The sequence below is a fragment of the Ramlibacter sp. MAHUQ-53 genome, from assembly GCF_052600055.1.
The window spans coordinates 346,816-363,476 of sequence record NZ_JBQWTS010000001.1 but is presented as its reverse complement, the minus strand read 5'-3'; the positions used below and the strand labels follow the sequence as shown (position 1 = coordinate 363,476).

Sequence of the window (16,661 nt, the reverse complement as noted above, 5' to 3'; positions counted from 1 at the left end):
GCGGCGAATCCACCAGGAGACACATCCCGTGAACAAGGTATTCCCCTCCGCCGCTGCGGCCCTGGCCGACATCGTGCGCGACGGCCAGCTGCTGGCCGTGGGCGGCTTCGGCCTGTGCGGCATCCCCGAGGCGCTGATCGACGCACTGCGCGACTCGGGCGTCAAGGACCTGACCGTCATCTCCAACAACGCCGGCGTCGACGGCTTCGGCCTGGGCAAGCTGCTCGACACGCGCCAGATCAAGAAGATGATCTCCAGCTACGTGGGCGAGAACAAGGAGTTCGAGCGCCAGTACCTGGCCGGCGAGCTCGAGCTGGAATTCACGCCCCAGGGCACGCTGGCCGAGAAGCTGCGCGCCGGCGGCGCGGGCATCCCGGCCTTCTTCACCAAGACCGGCGTCGGCACCCTGGTGGCCGAGGGCAAGGAGCTGCGCGAGTTCGACGGCGAGACCTACGTCATGGAGCGCTCGCTGGTGCCGGACATCGCCCTGATCAAGGCCGACGTCGCCGACCGCTCGGGCAACCTGCGCTTCAACCTCACCGCGCGCAACTTCAACCCCGCCGCGGCGACTGCCGGCAAGATCTGCATCGTCGAGGTCGAGCGTGTCGTCGCCACCGGCGAGATCGCCCCGGACGACGTGCACCTGCCCGGCATCTACGTGCACCGCATCGTGCACAACCCCACCCCGGAAAAGCGCATCGAAAAGCGCACCACCCGCGACCGCAAGTAAGGAGACGGACATGCCCTGGACCCAAGACCAGATGGCCGCGCGCGCGGCCGCGGAGCTGCAGGACGGCTTCTACGTGAACCTCGGCATCGGCATCCCGACGCTGGTGGCCAACCATGTGCCCGACCACATCGAGGTCTGGCTGCAAAGCGAGAACGGCATGCTGGGCATCGGCCCCTTCCCGTACGAGGACGAGGTCGACGCCGACCTGATCAACGCCGGCAAGCAGACCGTCACCACGATGAAGGGCTCGTCGATCTTCGGCAGCGACCAGTCGTTCGCCATGATCCGCGGCGGCAAGATCAACCTGTCCATCCTGGGCGCCATGCAGGTCAGCGAGAAGGGCGACCTGGCCAACTGGATGATCCCCGGCAAGATGGTCAAGGGCATGGGCGGCGCCATGGACCTGGTGGCCGGCGTGCCGCGCGTGATCGTGCTGATGGAGCACGTCGCGAAGAAGAAGGACGGCACCGAGGACCTCAAGATCCTGCCCCAGTGCACCCTGCCGCTGACCGGCCTGGGCGTGGTGGACCGCATCATCACCGACCTGGCCGTCATGGACGTGACGCCCCAGGGCCTGAAGGTCGTCGAACTGGCGCCCGACGTGACCCTGGAGCAGGTGCAGGCCAAGACGGGCGTGAAGCTGATCGCCTGACCGCCCGCCAAGCCCAGGCAAAAGGCCTCCCTCGGGAGGCCTTTGTCATGGGCGTGGCGCCTTGCTCAGGGCGCCGTGAGGCCCAGCGCCGCGGCGAGTGCGGGCGTGGGCATCGCGCCTTCCTTGACCACCAGCTCCCCGGTGACGGCATGCTTGGCCACGATCACCGGCACCCCGCCGAAGCCGTAGCGGTTCATCAGCGCGGTGTTGGCCGCGACCTGGGCCTTCTGCGCGTCGAGGTCGCCGATGGCGGTGATGCCGCCCTGCTTGGCGCTCATCGAGGCTTCGTGCTGGTCCATCGCCGCCACCGGGTCGGCCGCGGCCAGCAGGGCCGCGCCCTGCGGCGCGCTGGCGGCATTGAGCAGGCCCACCGGGATCCAGATGAAGCGCGCCTGCGGCTTGAGCGGCTTGGCCGCCGTCCACAGCGCCGCGCAGTGCGGGCATTGCGGGTCGAAGAAGACGAAGATGCGGCGCACCGACATCTCGGAGCCGACGGTGAAGCCCTTGGCCTCGGCGGCGATGGCCTCGATGGACACCGCCTGCTGCGCCTTCTGGGCGGCGGGCGCGGCGCCCGGTGCGGGGGCGTCCTTGCAGGCTGCCAGGCCCGCGGCGAGCGCGGCGGCGGCCAGGAAAGTCGTGAGGGGACGGAAGTTCATGGTAAGAAAAAAGGCACCGCGCATGCGGTGCCTTGACCTTACCAGAGTGGCGGCGGGTTCAGCCCCGGGGGGCGTCGCCTTCCTGCAGCAGCGGCACGCCGGTGCCGGCGTAGCAGGCGAAGGAGGCCAGCACCACGCGGTGCGCGCTGTGGAACACCAGCAGGCCGCCCCCCCGGGCGCGCACCATCAGGCGCGGGGCGACCAGCCACTCCAGGCCGGGCACCGCGATCAGCTTGGCCTGGGCGATGTCGGTCCAGGCGACCCGCTTGTTCCAGATCCAGGTCTGGTGGATGCCCTGGGCGTCGACGCCGGTGCGGCTGCGCCACATCCAGACCAGGACCCACAGCACCAGCACCAGCGCGCCGATGAAGACGGCCAGCGCGGTGGGGTTCCAGTCGGTGGCGGCGAGGGCGCCGCCGGAGCGCAGGCCCCAGTACGCCATCCACCCCACCAGGGCGGTGGCCAGCACCCGCGTGGTCAGCGGGAAGGCCGGGCCTTCCGCGCTCAGGGGCTGGGGGCCACCCTCAGGCAAGGCCATCACTTCTTCTCGCCTTCCGGGGGCAGGGCCTGCTTGAACAGGTCGTCGATGGCCTTCTGGTCGTCGCCGCCCGGGGCACTGGCGCCCGACAGGGCCGCGGCACCCGGGTCAGCCTCGACCGGCATCTCGATCTTGACCTTGTCCAGGTCGACCTTCTCCTCCTTGTCCAGCATCATGGTGACGGACTGGGGCACGAAGATCACGATCACCACCAGCACCAGCTGCAGGATCACCCAGGGGACGGAGCCCAGGTAGATGTCCTTGGATTCCACCTTGGCGGGCAGGGCGCCGTTCTTGTGCAGCGTGTCGGCGATGCCGCGCAGGTAGAACAGGGCGAAGCCGAAGGGCGGGTGCATGAAGCTGGTCTGCATGTTCACGCACAGCAGCACGCCGAACCAGATCAGGTCGATGCCCATCTTGTCCGCGACCGGGCCCAGCATCGGCAGGATGATGAAGGCGATCTCGAAGAAGTCGAGGAAGAAGGCCAGGAAGAAGATGAAGATGTTGACCACCAGCAGGAAGCCGATCTGGCCGCCCGGCAGGTGCGACAGCAGGTGCTCCACCCAGCGCGCGCCATCGACGCCCTGGAAGACCAGGGAGAACACGCGCGAGCCGATCAGGATGAACACCACCATCGCGGTGATGCGCATGGTGCCCACCATGGCCTCCTGGACCAGAGTCCAGTTCAGGCGGCGGTGGATGGCCGCCAGCACGAAGGCGCCCACCGCGCCCATGGCGCCGGCTTCGGTCGGGGTGGCGATGGCGTGGTCGATGCCCGGCAGGCCGCCCATGGAGCCCAGCACGGTGAAGATCAGCACGGCCGACGGGATGATGCCGCGCAGGCACTTGGACCACAGGGCCCAGCCGTTGAGGGTGCGGGCCTCGGGCGGCACGCCCGGCACATGCTCGGGCTTGATGCGCGAGAGCAGGAAGGTGTAGAGCGCGAACAGCAGGACCTGCAGCACGGAGGGGCCCCAGGCGCCCTTGTACATGTCACCCACCGAGCGGCCCAGCTGGTCGGCCATCACGACCAGCACCAGGGAGGGCGGCACCAGCTGCGTGATGGTGCCCGAGGCGGCCAGCACGCCGGTGGCGTAGCGCATGTTGTAGCCGTAGCGCATCATCACTGGCAGGGAGATCATGGCCATGGCGATCACCTGGCCGGCCACGGTGCCGGTAATGGCGCCGAGGATGAAGCCCACGATGATCACCGAGTAGCCCAGGCCGCCGCGCACGGGGCCGAAGAGCTGGCCCATGGAGTCGAGCATGTCCTCGGCCAGGCCGCACTTCTCCAGGATGGCGCCCATCAGCGTGAAGAAGGGAATGGCCAGCAGCAGCTCGTTGGACAGGATGCCGAACACGTTCAGCGGCAGGTTGGCCATGAAGCTGGCGGGGAACCAGCTCATCTCGATCGCATAGAAGCCGCACAGCAGGCCCAGGGCTGCCAGTGAGAACGCCACGGGGAAGCCGATCAGCATGATGACGATCAGCCCCGCGAACATCAGCGGGGGGAAGTTCTCCATCGTCATTGCAGCGGCCTCTCGTAGTGGATGTCCATGTCGTAGGTGTGGGTGAGCCAGCCGATGCGCTTGATGGCCTCGGATACGCCTTGCAGCCCGACCATCGCGAAGCCCAGCGGCAGCGTCAGCGCGGCGGGCCAGCGGATCAGGCCGCCGGCGTTGCTGGACATCTCGCCGGTGCGGAACATGTTCAGGAACAGCGGCCAGCTGTAGTACAGCAGGATCGCCATGGCGGGCAGCAGGAAGAACAGGATGCCCAGCAGGTCGATCCAGACGCGGCCCTTGCTGGAGAGCTTGCCGTAGAAGATGTCCACGCGGACGTGCTCATTCAGGCGCAGCACCTGCGAGGCGCCGAGCATCACGCACACGGCGAACAGGTACCACTGGATTTCGAGCCAGGCGTTGGAGCTGATGTCCAGGCCGTAGCGTATGAAGGCGTTGCCTGCGCTGATGGCGCAGGCCAATGTGACAGCCCATTTGGCGATGGATCCGAAGCGGTCGTTGATCCAGTCGATCAGATGGGCGAAGGCGAGCAGTTGTTGCACGTTGTCTCCGGCCGTAGATGGGGAAAATTGAACAAACGGTCGAATTTAAACCAGGGGGGATGGTCACTCTGACTCTCCCCTGACGCAAGGACGAGCGCCTGTCCTACGGGAAGCGGCGGCTCAGGAAGGGTGATCCGGCCAGCCCGAAACGCCAGGGCTGTTCGACGGCCCGCGAGATGCCGATGCGGGGCCCCGCCACCACCTCCGCCGGCGCCGACCCGGCCGGCGCCAGCACCTCGAAGGGCGGCTGGTCGAGCGCCAGCCCGTCCAGCGCCCGGGTGATGCACAGGGCCTGGCCCAGCCGGCCCGGGCCGGCGCACAGCAGGCGCACCGCTGCCAGTCCACGCCGGGCGCGCATCCGGTCCAGCCCGTCGGTGGGCTCCAGCGCGCGGATCAGCACTCCGGCGCCATGGCCGGCCTCCCGGCAGACGAAGTTCAGGCACCAGTGCATGCCGTAGGAGCGGTAGACGTAGGCATGGCCGGGCGGGCCGAACATGGAGCGGTTGCGTTCGGTCGGTCCGCCGTGGCTGTGGGAGGCCGGGTCGGCCATGTCGTAGGCCTCGGTCTCGACGATGCGCCCGCCCACCCCGTCCACCCGCAAGGTCGCGCCGATGAGCGCGCGCGCCAGGTCCACGGCGTTGCCGCTGAAGTCGTCGGGGTGGAGCGTCCGGGCCATGGAAAAAGCTCTGCAGTCACGGCAGAATACTGTATAAAAATACAGTTTTGAGGTGTCTGCCGTGGCTGGATCCGCGATTGTCCGTCCTGATTTCTCCCTGCCGGAGGCGGTCTGGCGCGCCCACGAGCTGGCTGCGCGGGACGAGGCCGTCCTGCCCAGCGGCCTGCCGGCGCTGGACGCGGTGCTGCCGGGTGGCGGCTGGCCGGTGGGGGCGCTGGTCGAGCTGCTCCAGGCGGTGCCGCACCAGCAGGTCTGGCGCCTGCTGGCGCCGGTCCTGGCCCGGGCCCTGGCGGCGCAGGCCGGGCCGGTGCTGCTGGTGGCGCCGCCGCACCCGGTCTTCGCGCCCGCGCTGGCGGCGCAGGGGCTGCCGGCGGGCCGGCTGCTGTGGGTGCGGGCCGAGGCGCCGTCCGCCCGGCTGTGGGCGGCCGAGCAGGCCCTGCGCTGCACCGAGGTGGCGGCGGTGCTGGCCTGGCTGCCGCAGGCCCGGCCGGCCGACCTGCGCCGGCTGCACCTGGCCGCCCAGCCGCGCCGGCGCCTGCTGTTCGTGATGCGGCCACAGGCCGCCGCCGCCCAGGCCTCGCCGGCGCGCCTGCGGCTGCGGGTGGCGGGCGGGGCGGGGGCCAGCGACTCCCTGCAGCTGGACGTCCTCAAGCGCCGCGGCCCGCCGCTGGCCGCGCCGGTGTGCCTGCCTCCCTGGCACGGCCTGCTGGGGCAGCTGCTGCGCGCCCGTGCCGGCGACCCCCTTCCCGGACGCTCCCATGGACTGGATCGCGCTGCAGCCTTCGCGTGAGGACGCGGCGCCGGCCTGGGGCTGGCAGGCCCTGCGCTTCACGCCGCGCGTCGCCCGGGTGGAGGAGGCGGTGCTGCTCGAGGTCTCGGGCAGCCTGCGCCTGTTCGGCGGGGGCGAGGCGCTGCTGCGCGCGCTGCTGGCGCCCGGGGCGGCGGTGGGCCTGGACCTGGACCTGGACCTGGACCTGGACCTGGAGCCGGAGCCGGAGCCGGAGCCGGAGCCGGAGCCGGAGCCGGAGCCGGAGCCGGAGCCGGAGCCGGAGCCGGGGTCGGGGTCGGGGCCGGAACTGGGGCCGGTGACTTGGGCGCGTGCCGCCACCTCCCTGGTGGCGCTGGCCCTGCTGCGGCTGCGGGCGGCCGGCGTGCCGCCGCCGGCCCGCCTGCCCGACGACCTGCCGCTGGCGGTGCTGTCCGCCGCCGCGCCGCACCAGGACCTGCTGGCGCGCGCCGGCCTGCGCACCTGGGGCCAGCTGCGCGCCCTGCCGCGCGGCCCGCTGGCGCGGCGCTTCGGACCGCCGCTGCTCGACGCGCTCGACGCCGCCTGGGGCCTGCGCCCCGAGCGCTACCCCTGGCTGCAGCTGCCCGAGGTGTTCGACCAGGGCGTCGAGCTGCCCGCCCTGGTGGCCGACGCGCCGGCGCTGCTGGACGCGGCCCAGCACCTGCTGGCGCTGCTGCAGCTGTGGCTGCGCGCGCGCCAGCGCGGCGTGCTGGCCTTCGAACTCGAGTGGACGCTGGACCTGCGCCGGCTCGACGGCGTCGAGCTGCCGCCGCGCCAGCAGCTGGCGGTGCGTACCGCGCAGGCGGTGCAGGCCCCGGACCACCTGCGTCGCCTCGCCGGCGAGCAGCTGGCCCGGGTGCGCCTGGCCGCCCCGGCCAACCACCTGCGCCTGCGCACGCTCGAGACCGTGCCCTGGCCCGGCGCCAGCCGCGGCTTCCTGCCGGAGGATGCGGTGGAGGGCGAGCGGCTGCACGAGCTGGTCGAGCGCCTGTCGGCCCGCCTGGGCGAGGACGCCGTGCAGGTGCCCGTGCCGCAGCAGGACTGGCGGCCCGAGCGCCGCCAGCGCTGGGAGCCGGCGCTGCGGCACCTGCACGGGCTGGCTGGCGGGACGGTCGCAGGACGGGGCGCGGGACAGGGAGCAGGGCAGGGAGCTGGACAGGGAGGCAGCACGGTGCGCCACCTGGCGGGCCAGGGCGCCTCGCTCGCCGACAGCCTGATGCCGCCCTGGCTGCTGCCCGAGCCGCTGCCGCTGGAGGTGCGCGGCGACCGGCCCTGGTACCAGGGGCCGCTGCGCCTGCTCACGCGCCGCCAGCGGGTGGAGACCGGCTGGTGGGAGGACGGACCGCACGGCCGCGGCGCCGTGGTGCGTGACTACTGCATCGCGCGCAGCGAGCGCGCCGGCCTGCTGTGGGTGTTCTGCGAGCACGGGCCCGGGCCGGCCGGCTCGCCGCGATGGTTCCTCCAGGGGCTGTATGCCTGAGCCGCCGCCGAAGCCGCAGCTGCCGCCCCTGGAGGACGAGGACCCGCCGCCGCACCTGCCCGGCGACGAGCCGCCCCTGCCCGCGTACGCCGAGCTGCAGTGCCTCACCAACTTCAGCTTCCAGCGCGGCGCCTCGCACCCGCACGAGCTGGTGCGCCGCGCCTTCAACCTGGGCTATGCCGCCCTGGCCCTCACCGACGAATGCTCGGTGGCCGGCGCGGTGCAGGCCTGGACCGCGCTGCGCGAGCACCTGCAGGCCGCGCGCCGGCTCGAGCAGGAGGACGGCCTGCCGCGCCTGCGCCCGTTCCGCCTGCTTTTCGGCAGCAGTTTCGCGCTGCCCGAGGGCGAGGTGGTGGCCCTGGCGCGCAACGCCTTCGGCTGGGGCGACCTGTGCGAGTTCATCACCGCCGCGCGCCGCGCCGCGCCCAAGGGCGGCTACGCCGTCGACTGGGCCGGCAGCGACTGGGCCCTGCTGGCCGGCTGCGAGTGCCTGTGGGTGCCGCGCCGCGACCGGCCCGACGCGATGGACGCCGCCACCCTGCGCGCCGGCCTGCGCCGCGCGCGCGAGTGCCTGGGCCCGCGCCTGTGGCTCGGCGTGTCCCTGGCCGGCGAGCTGGGCGACGACCTGTGGCTCGCGCTGCTGCGGCAGGCCGGCGCCGAGCTGGGCGTGCCCCTGGTGGCGGTGGGCAGCGTCCACATGCACCGGCGCTCGCGCAAGCCGCTGCTGGACGTGCTCGCCGCAGTGCGCCAGGGCCGCCCGGTGGCCGAGTGCGGCTTCGCGCTGGCGGCCAACGGCCAGCGCCACCTGCGCTATCGCGCGGCGCTGGCCCAGGCCTTCCCGCCCGACCTGCTCGAGGCCACCGGCCTGGTGGCCGCGCGCTGCCGCTTCGACCTCGGCGACATCCGCTACAACTATCCGCTCGAGTCGGTGCCGCCGGGGCGCCGCCCGATCACGCAGCTGGCGCGCCTGGCCCTGCGCGGCGCGCGCCGGCGCTACCCGCAGGGCCTGGCGCCCGTCCACCGCGCGCAGCTGGCCAAGGAGCTGCGGCTGATCGCCGAGAAGCGCTACGAGATGTTCTTCCTCACCGTGGAGGACATCGTGCGCTGGGCCCGGGGGCAGGACATCCTGTGCCAGGGCCGCGGCTCCTCGGCCAACTCGCTGGTGTGCTATTGCCTGCACATCACCGAGGTCTCGCCGGAGAAGTCGAACATGCTGTTCGAGCGCTTCATCAGCCGCGAGCGCGACGAGGCGCCCGACATCGACGTCGACTTCGAGCACCAGCGCCGCGAGGAGGTGATCCAGTACATCTACGCCAAGTACGGCCGCGAGCGCGCCGCCATCGCCGCGGTGGTGGTGCGCTGGCGCACCCGCAGCGCGCTGCGCGACGCCGGCAAGGCCCTGGGGGTGGACGCGCGCCTCGTCGATGCCTTCGCGAAGGACCACCATTGGTTCGACCGCGAGCTGCTGGCGCAGCGCCTCGCCCAGGCCATGCAGGAGACCGGCGTGCAGGAGCCGCCGCACCGCCTGCGCCTGTGGCTGGCGGTGGCGCGGCAGCTGGCCGGCTTCCCGCGCCACCTGAGCCAGCACGTCGGCGGCTTCGTGCTCACGCAGGACAAGCTCACGCGCCTGGTGCCGGTGGAGAACGCCGCCATGCCGGACCGCTCCATCATCCAGTGGGACAAGGACGACCTCGAGGCCATGGGCCTGCTGAAGGTGGACGTGCTGGCCCTGGGCATGCTCAGTGCCTTGCGCCGGTGCCTGCAGCTGTCCAACCAGTGGCGGGGACGTGACTGGCGCCTGCAGCAGGTCCCCACCGAGGACCCGCAGGTCTACGACATGCTGTGCCGCGCCGACACCGTGGGCGTGTTCCAGGTGGAGAGCCGCGCGCAGATGGCGATGCTGCCGCGCCTGCGCCCGCTGACCTACTACGACCTGGTGGTGCAGGTGGCCATCGTGCGGCCCGGGCCGATCCAGGGCGGCATGGTCCACCCCTACCTGCAGGCGCGCCAGCGCCGGCGCGAGGGCCGGCCCATCGCCTACGTCAGGGACGAACTCGCCGGCCCCCTGGGCCGCACCTTGGGCGTGCCGATCTTCCAGGAGCAGGTGATGCAGCTGGCCATGGTGGCCGCGAAGTTCAGCGCCGACCAGGCCGACGCGCTGCGCCGCTCCATGGCGGCCTGGTCCCGCAAGGGGGGGGTGCACCGCTTCCGCGAGCCGCTGGTGGAGGGCATGGTGGCCAACGGCTACCCGCGCGACTTCGCCGAGGGCATCTTCCGGCAGATCGAGGGCTTCGGCGAGTACGGCTTTCCCGAGAGCCATGCCGCCAGCTTCGCGCTGCTGGTGTACTTCAGCAGCTGGTTCAAGCGGCACGAGCCGGCCTGCTTCCTCGCTGCGCTGCTCGACGCGCAGCCCCTGGGCTTCTACTCGCCCTCGCAGTTGATCCAGGACGCGCAGCGCCACGGCGTCGAGGTGCGGCCCATCGACGTCACCGCCAGCGGCTGGGAGTGCGCGCTCGAGGTGCCCGGCACGGCGCTGGGCGAGGAGGCGCCGGGCTTCGACCCGCGCCGCCTGCAGCCCGCCGTGCGCCTGGGCCTGCGCCTGGTCGGCGGCCTGGGCGAGGCAGCGGCGCGGCGCATCGCCCGGGCGCGGGCGCAGGCCCCGTTCACCGACGTGGAGGACCTGGCCCTGCGCGCCGGCCTGGACCGCGGCGACCTCGGCGCGCTGGCCTCGGCCGACGCCCTGGCCACGCTGGCCGGCCACCGCCGCCAGCAGGTGTGGGCCGCCACCGGCGCGCGCCGCGCCGCCGGCCTGCTGCGCGAGGCGCCGGTGCGCGAGGACCTGCTGCACCTGCCGGCCGCGGGGGAGGGCGAGGACATCGTCTTCGACCATGCGGCCACCGGCTTCACCCTGCGCCGCCACCCGCTCGCGCTGCTGCGCGCGCGGCTGGACGCTGCGGGCTGGCGCAGCGCGCAGCACCTGAACACCCTGGCCGACGGCCGTCCCGCGCGCGCCTGCGGCCTGGTCACCCTGCGCCAGCGCCCGGGCACCGCCAAGGGCGTGATGTTCGTGACGCTGGAGGACGAGACCGGCAGCATCAACGTGATCGTCTGGCCTTCGCTGGTGGACCGCCTGCGCGACGTGCTGCTGCGGTCCCGCCTGCTGGCCATCTCGGGCACCTGGCAGCGCGACGCCTCCAGCGGCGGGCGGGCGCGCCACCTGGTCGCCCGCCATGCCGAGGACCTCACGCCGCTGCTGGGGCGGCTGGCCGGGGCCCACGGGCGCAGCCGGGATTTCCACTGAAGCCGCCGCGCGGCCGCCGTTATCCTGCGGCCATGCCCGAGCCCACGTGCCGCCTCTTCGTCGGCCTCGTTCCCGACGAGGCCACGCGCGCGGCCCTGCTCGCCTGGCGCGCCCGCTGGGCCTGGCCGCGCGGCACCGCGCTCTCGGCCCCGGCCCATGCGCACCTGACCCTGTCCTTCCTCGGCGAGATCGATGCCGCGCGCCTGCCGGCGCTGCGCGCGGCGCTGGACACGGTGGCCGTCGCGCCCTTCACCCTGCGCCTGGGCCGGCCCGAGGCCTGGCACCACGGCCTGGTGGTGCTGCGCCCTGACCCCTGCGAGGCTCTCGACGCGCTGCAGGGCCGGGTCACCGCGGCCCTGCGGTCCGCCGGCTTCCCCGCCGGCGAGGCCCGCTGGAAGCCCCACCTCACCCTGGCGCGCAAGGCCCCGGGCGCCCAGCCGCCGGCCGTGCCGCCGGACATCGACTGGCCGGTGCGCGGCTTTGCCCTGGTCTGGTCACGCCTGCCGCCGCAGGTGCCGGTGGCGCGCTACGAGCGCGTGGCGGCCTGGGGCGAGGTGCCGCCCATTCCGGGCCGCTGACGTCGCCGGCCCGATGCCCTGGTGCGTCGAGCCGCTGCGACTGCTTCGGCTTGACAGGGGACACGGTGTTCAGTCTTCGCCTGGCGGCGCCTGCCCCAGGCTTTCCAGCAGCAGGTCCAGCGCCAGCCGGGGCACCGGCTTGAGCGGCGCCCCGTGCCGTGCCATCACGCCGATGGTGCGCTCCACGCTGGCGCCCTCCAGCGCGACGCCGACGAGGCCCGGGTGGGTCTCGGGCAGCGACATCCGCGGCACCAGGCCCAGCCCCAGGCGGGCCTCCACCAGGCTCAGGACGGTGGACACCCGGTTCACCTCGATGAACACCGGCGGCAGGTCGCCGGCCGACCGCAGCAGCTGGTCGACATAGGGCCGGTTGCCGCTGGCGCGCGAGACGGTGATCAGGCGCTCCTTCTGCAGTCGCGCCCACCCGATGCGCTTGCGCCCGGCCAGCGCATGGCCGCGCGGCACCGCCACCACGTACGGGTCGCGGCTCAGGGGCGTGAAGTCGACCTCCGGCGCGCGCCGCTGCATGAAGCCGATGCCGAAATCGGCCTCGCCGGCAATCACGTGCTGGGTGACCAGGGCCTCGGTGGAGTCGAGCAGGCGGAACTGCACGCCGGGCAGGCGCTCGGCGAACAGCCGCAGCATGCGCGGCACCAGGGTGAAGGTGGTGGAGGGCACGCAGGCGATGGTGACCTTGCCGCTGCGAAGCCGCGAGGTCTCCTGGATGCCGAGGGCGGCGCGCTCCAGCGCGTCCAGCGCATCGCGGGCGGGGTCGACGAACGCGCGGCCGGCCGGCGTCAGCGCCACCCGGCGCGTGGTGCGTTCGAGCAGCCGCGCGCCCAGCGTGCGTTCGAGCTTGTCGATGCGCCGCGACAGCGCGGGCGCCGACAGGTGCAGCCGCTCGGAGGCCGCGCGGAAACTCGCGCACTCGGCCACCTCGACGAAGGCCGAGAGCTCCTGGAGATCGAGATTGATGCGAGTCATGCAGCAATAGTTTGAAAAATTGCAATTTACACAATTTTCACCGACACCCAGAATCCGCGGAATGCCCGCCGGGCTTCGTCCTGCACATCCCTCGCACTCCTTCTGAGGCTCCCCATGAACCGACGCTCCACCTTCCGCCTGCTGCCCGTGCTGCTCGCCGCCCTGACCGGCACCGCCGCCATGGCCCAGGCCTTCCCGCCCAAGCCCACCATCACCCTGACCGTGGGCTTCGCCGCCGGCGGCGCGGCCGACACCGCGGCGCGCATCATCGCCAAGAAGCTGGGCGAGAACATCGGCGCCACCGTCGTCGTCGACAACAAGCCCGGCGCGGGCGGCAACATCGCCCACTCGCTGGTCGCCAACGGCCCCGCCGACGGCAGCACCATCCTGCTCGGCTCCATCGGCCCGCTGGCGCTGGCGCCGCACATGATGAAGGTCACCTACGACCCGCTGAAGGACCTGGCGCCCATCGCCATGGCGATCAACACGCCCAACCTGCTGGTCGTGCCCGCGAACTCCCCCTACAAGACCTTCGCCGAGTTCATCGCCTTCGCCCGCAAGAACCCGGGCAAGATCGACTTCGCCTCGACCGGCCCCGGCTCGGCCTCGCACCTGGCGGGCGAACTGGTCAACGACATCGCGGATGTCGACATGCTGCACGTGCCGTACAAGGGCGGCGCCCCGGCGATGCAGGACCTGCTCGGCGGCCGCGTGGCTGCCCACTATTCGACCGTCTCCACCGCCAAGCCCCACATCGACGCGGGCAAGCTGATCCCCCTGGCCAGCACCGGCCCGCAGCGCCTGGCGAGCTACCCCAAGGTCCCGACGGTGGCCGAGTCCGGCTTCCCGGGCTTCAGCGCCACGAACTGGTATGCCTTCGTGGCCTCGTCCAAGGTGCCCAAGGCCACCCTGGACCGCTGGAACACCGAGATCGTCAAGGTGCTCAAGTCGCCCGACGTGATCGAACAGCTCAATACCCACGGCCTGACCCCGCAACCCAGCACCCGCGAGGAGCTGGACAAGACCATCCGCACCGAGTACGCGACCTACGGCCGCGTGATCAAGCAGCGGAACATCAAGGGCGAATAAGCCCCCCCTACCGACAACACCCGGAGACATCCCCATGGCATTCCTTCGTTCCGTCGCCGCGCGTTCGCGCTTCCTGGTCCTCGCCGGCTCGCTGCTGTTCGCGCAACTGGCGTCCGCCGCCGAGATCAAGGTGATCACCTCGGGCGCCTTCACCGAGGCCTACAAGGTGCTGGTGCCGATGTTCGAGGCGGCCACCGGCCACAAGGTGGTCAGCTCCTTCGGCGCCTCGGTGGGCAACGCGCCCGACTCGATCCCGAGCCGCTTCGCCCGTGGCGAGCGCTTCGACGCGGCGATCCTGTCCGAGGGCGGCCTGGAGGCCCTGGTCAAGGAAGGCAAGCTGGTCGCGGGCAGCCGCATCGACCTGGCCCGCTCGCAGATCGGCGTGGCGGTGAAGAAGGGCACGCCGAAGCCCGACATCAGCACCGTCGAGGCGCTGAAGAAGACGATCCTGGAAGCCAAGTCCATCGCCTACTCGGCCAGCGCCAGCGGCACCTACCTGTCCAGCGAGCTGTTTCCCAAGCTGGGCGTGACCCATCGCACCGACGTGACTGCCAAGCGCATCTTCAGCGAGCGCGTGGGCGCCGTGGTGGCGCGTGGTGACGCCGAGCTGGGCTTCCAGCAGGTCAGCGAACTGATCTACTTCAAGGAGCTGGACTTCGTGGGCACGCTGCCGGAGTCGGTGCAGCAGACCATCTTCTTCTCGGGCGCGATCGTCAGCGGCGCCGAGCAGGCTGAGGCGGCGCGCCAGCTGCTTCGCTTCCTGTCCTCGGCGTCCGTGGCGACCATCGTGCGCGGCACCGGGCTGGACCCGGTGGCCAACAAGTAAGGTCGGCCGCCAGGCCCGCGCCCCGGGTTCGGGGTGGCGGGCGCGGCGCTGCGGCCACTCGCCCAACCCGGCGCGTGGCCGCCAGGGCCTGCCAGCGAATTCCACGGATCCGGGGAATTCGCTGACAGGCCTTAAACTTGCGGCGGGTGCCGTCTCGCGCTGGGGCGAGGCGGCAGGTTGTCGCGATGGTCGGGCCGCCTCGCGGATTTGCCGCGACCATGACCTCACCCACGTCCCTCCAGATCATCGGCGCCGTCCTTTTCGGGCTGGCCGTCCTGCACACCTTTTCCTCCCGCATCTTCGAGCGCCTCGCCCACCGCCACCCACGGCATGCCGGGGTCTGGCACCTGCTCGGTGAAGTCGAGGTCGTCTTCGGCTTCTGGGCGATGGTGCTCATGGTCTTCATGTTCGTCCTGGCGGGGAAGGCCGAGGCCACCAACTACCTGGACAGCCGCAACTTCACCGAGCCGATGTTCGTGTTCGCCATCATGGTGATCGCGGGGACGCGGGCCGTCCTGCAGGTGACGGGGAGCCTGGTGCGCGTGGTGGCTGGATTCCTCCCGCTGGACAGAGGCCTGGCGCTGTACTTCCTGCTGCTGGCGCTGGTGCCGCTGCTCGGGTCGTTCATCACGGAGCCGGCGGCGATGACGCTCGCGGCGCTGACCTTGCGACACACCCTGTTCGCGCATCCCGTGTCGCGGAAGCTGAAATACACCACGGTCGGCGTGCTGTTCGTGAACATCTCCATCGGCGGGACGCTCACGCCCTTCGCGGCCCCGCCGGTGCTGATGGTCGCCGCCAAGTGGGACTGGGACCTGTGGTTCATGGTCTCCAATTTCGGCTGGAAGGCGGCGGTGGCCGTGGTGGTCAACGCCGGTTGCGCCATGCTCCTGTTCCGGCGTGAACTCGGCGCCATGGCGGCCCGGCCCGCGCGGGCCGAAGCGCCGGTGCCGTGGCCGGTGGTGCTGGTGCACCTGCTGTTCCTGCTCGGCGTGGTGGCCTTTGGGCACCATCCTGCGATGTTCATGGGGCTGCTGCTGTTCTTCCTGGGCTTCGCGACCGCGTACAGCCGCCACCAGTCGCCCCTGATCCTGCGGGAGGGGTTGCTCGTGGCGTTCTTCCTCGCAGGGCTGGTGGTGCTGGGCGGGCAGCAGCAGTGGTGGCTGCAGCCGTTGCTCATGGGCATGGACGGCACCACCGTCTTCTTCGGCTCCATCGCCCTGACGGCCATCACCGACAACGCGGCGCTCACCTACCTGGGCTCGCTGGTCGACGGCCTGACGGAGGAATTCAAGATCGCGCTGGTGGCGGGTGCGGTGACGGGGGGCGGCCTGACGGTGATCGCCAATGCGCCGAACCCCGCAGGCGTGGCGATCCTGCGCGGGAATTTCGAGGGCAATGCGGTGCACCCGCTGGGGCTGCTGGTGGCGGCGCTGCCGCCCACGCTGGTGAGCGTGCTGGCGTTCCGGCTGCTGTAGCCGGGGCGCATCCGCCGCGGAGGGTGGAGCGGGCGATGGGAATCGAACCCACGTCTTGAGCTTGGGAAGCTCAGGTCCTGCCATTGAACGACGCCCGCAGGAGTGCCGCGATTCTAGCCGGCTGGCGGAAGGCGCATCCGGCGGCGGCACCTTTGTGCAACTCTCCTGCGTTGTCCATGTGTGAACAAGTGATTACACTATGTCCATCCTCGCCATCAAGCGCACGCCGGAGTTCGATGCCTGGATGAGCGGGATCAAGGATGGCATGACCCGCATTCGCCTCGCGCGTCGCTTGGACAAGGCGCAGCGCGGCTTGCTGGGCGATGTGGCCGCTGTGGGTGAAGGAGTTTGGGAAATGCGCGAGCACTTCGGCCCCGGCTGGCGCATGTACTACGTGGAACGGGGCGAGGTGCTGGTGGTGATGCTCGGCGGCGGTTCCAAGGGCACCCAGCAGGCCGATATCAGCGCGGCGATAGCCCTGTCCCGCACCCTCGAGGAGTAGTTGACCATGTCCCGAAAGCTCAAAGTCTCCGAACTGCCCGACTTCGACATGGCCGAGATGCTCAAGTCGGAGGAGGACATCGCCAACTACCTGACCCTGGTGCTGGAAGAAGGCGACATGGCGGAACTGACCCATGCGCTGGGGGTGGTGGCCCGTGCCCGGGGCATGAGTGTGGTCGCCGAGCAATCGGGCCTGACCCGAGAGGCTCTGTACAAGGCATTGCGTCCCACCTCGCATCCTCGCTTCGACACGATCCACCGCGTGTGCCAGGCCTTGGGGGTCCGCCTGGTGGTCCAGCCCACCCAACGCTGAGTCCGGC

Annotated in this window: 17 protein-coding genes and 1 tRNA gene; 11 read left to right on the top strand and 7 right to left on the bottom strand. The window is 71.6% G+C overall.

Annotated features, from left to right (window positions below; translation table 11 throughout):
* Nucleotides 1–28 precede the first annotated feature (28 nt).
* Entirely contained in the window at nucleotides 29–730 is a 702-nt protein-coding gene (locus ACT80S_RS01630) for a CoA transferase subunit A (protein WP_377411784.1), read from the top strand.
* Between the two features lie 10 nt (nucleotides 731–740).
* Nucleotides 741–1,382 (top strand): 3-oxoacid CoA-transferase subunit B, encoded by a 642-nt coding sequence (locus tag ACT80S_RS01625; RefSeq protein ID WP_377411782.1) that lies wholly within the window; start codon nucleotides 741–743, stop codon nucleotides 1,380–1,382.
* Between the two features lie 65 nt (nucleotides 1,383–1,447).
* Here the strand turns inward: ACT80S_RS01625 and ACT80S_RS01620 are convergent, their stop codons facing one another.
* From ACT80S_RS01620 to ACT80S_RS01600, 5 genes are all read right to left on the bottom strand, one after another.
* On the bottom strand, nucleotides 1,448–2,038 hold the full coding sequence (locus ACT80S_RS01620) for a thioredoxin fold domain-containing protein (protein WP_377411780.1): 591 nt from the start codon (nucleotides 2,036–2,038) through the stop codon (nucleotides 1,448–1,450).
* A gap of 58 nt (nucleotides 2,039–2,096) precedes the next feature.
* Nucleotides 2,097–2,576 carry a hypothetical protein gene (locus ACT80S_RS01615; RefSeq protein WP_377411778.1) on the bottom strand — a complete coding sequence of 160 codons (480 nt, stop codon included), beginning with the start codon at nucleotides 2,574–2,576 and terminating at the stop codon, nucleotides 2,097–2,099.
* The gene (locus ACT80S_RS01610; RefSeq protein WP_377411776.1) at nucleotides 2,576–4,105 is read right to left on the bottom strand and encodes a TRAP transporter large permease; all 1,530 of its coding nucleotides are present in this window, start codon (nucleotides 4,103–4,105) and stop codon (nucleotides 2,576–2,578) included. Before ACT80S_RS01610 ends, ACT80S_RS01615 begins: the two co-directional genes overlap by 1 nt.
* A complete protein-coding gene (locus ACT80S_RS01605) occupies nucleotides 4,102–4,641 on the bottom strand; it encodes a TRAP transporter small permease subunit (protein ID WP_377411774.1) in 540 nt (179 codons plus the stop codon). The genes ACT80S_RS01610 and ACT80S_RS01605 overlap by 4 nt, the downstream gene beginning before the upstream one ends.
* A gap of 103 nt (nucleotides 4,642–4,744) precedes the next feature.
* Complete coding sequence (locus ACT80S_RS01600) at nucleotides 4,745–5,317, bottom strand: DNA-3-methyladenine glycosylase (protein WP_377411772.1); 573 nt, start codon at nucleotides 5,315–5,317, stop codon at nucleotides 4,745–4,747.
* A 61-nt stretch (nucleotides 5,318–5,378) separates the two neighbouring features.
* Between ACT80S_RS01600 and imuA the strand changes: the two genes are divergently transcribed.
* From imuA to thpR, 4 genes are read left to right on the top strand one after another with little or no spacing between them, the layout of a single operon-like run.
* Nucleotides 5,379–6,107, top strand: coding sequence for a translesion DNA synthesis-associated protein ImuA (imuA, locus tag ACT80S_RS01595; protein WP_377411770.1), 729 nt, complete (start codon nucleotides 5,379–5,381; stop codon nucleotides 6,105–6,107).
* Nucleotides 6,076–7,584, top strand: a complete 1,509-nt coding sequence (locus ACT80S_RS01590) for a DNA polymerase Y family protein (RefSeq protein WP_377411768.1) — start codon at nucleotides 6,076–6,078, stop codon at nucleotides 7,582–7,584. The genes imuA and ACT80S_RS01590 overlap by 32 nt, the downstream gene beginning before the upstream one ends.
* The gene (locus ACT80S_RS01585; protein WP_377411766.1) at nucleotides 7,577–10,885 is read left to right on the top strand and encodes an error-prone DNA polymerase; all 3,309 of its coding nucleotides are present in this window, start codon (nucleotides 7,577–7,579) and stop codon (nucleotides 10,883–10,885) included. Before ACT80S_RS01590 ends, ACT80S_RS01585 begins: the two co-directional genes overlap by 8 nt.
* A gap of 32 nt (nucleotides 10,886–10,917) precedes the next feature.
* Nucleotides 10,918–11,463 carry an RNA 2',3'-cyclic phosphodiesterase gene (gene thpR, locus ACT80S_RS01580; RefSeq protein WP_377411764.1) on the top strand — a complete coding sequence of 182 codons (546 nt, stop codon included), beginning with the start codon at nucleotides 10,918–10,920 and terminating at the stop codon, nucleotides 11,461–11,463.
* Nucleotides 11,464–11,532: 69 nt separating this feature from the next.
* Here the strand turns inward: thpR and ACT80S_RS01575 are convergent, their stop codons facing one another.
* A complete protein-coding gene (locus ACT80S_RS01575; RefSeq protein WP_377411762.1) occupies nucleotides 11,533–12,447 on the bottom strand; it encodes a LysR family transcriptional regulator in 915 nt (304 codons plus the stop codon).
* Nucleotides 12,448–12,561: 114 nt separating this feature from the next.
* Here ACT80S_RS01575 and ACT80S_RS01570 point away from each other — a divergent pair, with 114 nt between their 5' ends.
* From ACT80S_RS01570 to ACT80S_RS01560, 3 genes are all read left to right on the top strand, one after another.
* On the top strand, nucleotides 12,562–13,536 hold the full coding sequence (locus ACT80S_RS01570) for a Bug family tripartite tricarboxylate transporter substrate binding protein (RefSeq protein ID WP_377411760.1): 975 nt from the start codon (nucleotides 12,562–12,564) through the stop codon (nucleotides 13,534–13,536).
* A gap of 34 nt (nucleotides 13,537–13,570) precedes the next feature.
* A complete protein-coding gene (locus ACT80S_RS01565; RefSeq protein WP_377411758.1) occupies nucleotides 13,571–14,362 on the top strand; it encodes a substrate-binding domain-containing protein in 792 nt (263 codons plus the stop codon).
* 218 nt (nucleotides 14,363–14,580) lie between these two features.
* A complete protein-coding gene (locus ACT80S_RS01560; protein ID WP_377411756.1) occupies nucleotides 14,581–15,840 on the top strand; it encodes a putative Na+/H+ antiporter in 1,260 nt (419 codons plus the stop codon).
* Between the two features lie 24 nt (nucleotides 15,841–15,864).
* On the opposite strand, the gene ACT80S_RS01555 is transcribed toward ACT80S_RS01560, so the two are convergent.
* A tRNA-Gly gene (locus ACT80S_RS01555) sits at nucleotides 15,865–15,938 on the bottom strand.
* Nucleotides 15,939–16,045: 107 nt separating this feature from the next.
* Here ACT80S_RS01555 and ACT80S_RS01550 point away from each other — a divergent pair.
* Complete coding sequence (locus ACT80S_RS01550) at nucleotides 16,046–16,342, top strand: type II toxin-antitoxin system RelE/ParE family toxin (RefSeq protein WP_377412612.1); 297 nt, start codon at nucleotides 16,046–16,048, stop codon at nucleotides 16,340–16,342.
* Nucleotides 16,343–16,348: 6 nt separating this feature from the next.
* Complete coding sequence (locus tag ACT80S_RS01545; RefSeq protein ID WP_377411754.1) at nucleotides 16,349–16,654, top strand: addiction module antidote protein; 306 nt, start codon at nucleotides 16,349–16,351, stop codon at nucleotides 16,652–16,654.
* The last annotated feature ends 7 nt before the right edge of the window (nucleotides 16,655–16,661 follow it).

Excerpts from the sequence above, each read along its gene's own strand:
- ACT80S_RS01625 (WP_377411782.1), top strand. The coding sequence starts at position 741 with ATGCCCTGGACCCAAGACCAGATGGCCGCGCGCGCGGCCGCGGAGCTG.
- ACT80S_RS01620 (WP_377411780.1), bottom strand. The coding sequence starts at position 2,038 with ATGAACTTCCGTCCCCTCACGACTTTCCTGGCCGCCGCCGCGCTCGCC.
- ACT80S_RS01615 (WP_377411778.1), bottom strand. The coding sequence starts at position 2,576 with ATGGCCTTGCCTGAGGGTGGCCCCCAGCCCCTGAGCGCGGAAGGCCCG.
- ACT80S_RS01610 (WP_377411776.1), bottom strand. The coding sequence starts at position 4,105 with ATGACGATGGAGAACTTCCCCCCGCTGATGTTCGCGGGGCTGATCGTC.
- ACT80S_RS01600 (WP_377411772.1), bottom strand. The coding sequence starts at position 5,317 with ATGGCCCGGACGCTCCACCCCGACGACTTCAGCGGCAACGCCGTGGAC.
- ACT80S_RS01590 (WP_377411768.1), top strand. The coding sequence starts at position 6,076 with ATGGACTGGATCGCGCTGCAGCCTTCGCGTGAGGACGCGGCGCCGGCC.
- ACT80S_RS01585 (WP_377411766.1), top strand. The coding sequence starts at position 7,577 with ATGCCTGAGCCGCCGCCGAAGCCGCAGCTGCCGCCCCTGGAGGACGAG.
- thpR (WP_377411764.1), top strand. The coding sequence starts at position 10,918 with ATGCCCGAGCCCACGTGCCGCCTCTTCGTCGGCCTCGTTCCCGACGAG.
- ACT80S_RS01575 (WP_377411762.1), bottom strand. The coding sequence starts at position 12,447 with ATGACTCGCATCAATCTCGATCTCCAGGAGCTCTCGGCCTTCGTCGAG.
- ACT80S_RS01570 (WP_377411760.1), top strand. The coding sequence starts at position 12,562 with ATGAACCGACGCTCCACCTTCCGCCTGCTGCCCGTGCTGCTCGCCGCC.
- ACT80S_RS01565 (WP_377411758.1), top strand. The coding sequence starts at position 13,571 with ATGGCATTCCTTCGTTCCGTCGCCGCGCGTTCGCGCTTCCTGGTCCTC.
- ACT80S_RS01560 (WP_377411756.1), top strand. The coding sequence starts at position 14,581 with ATGACCTCACCCACGTCCCTCCAGATCATCGGCGCCGTCCTTTTCGGG.
- ACT80S_RS01545 (WP_377411754.1), top strand. The coding sequence starts at position 16,349 with ATGTCCCGAAAGCTCAAAGTCTCCGAACTGCCCGACTTCGACATGGCC.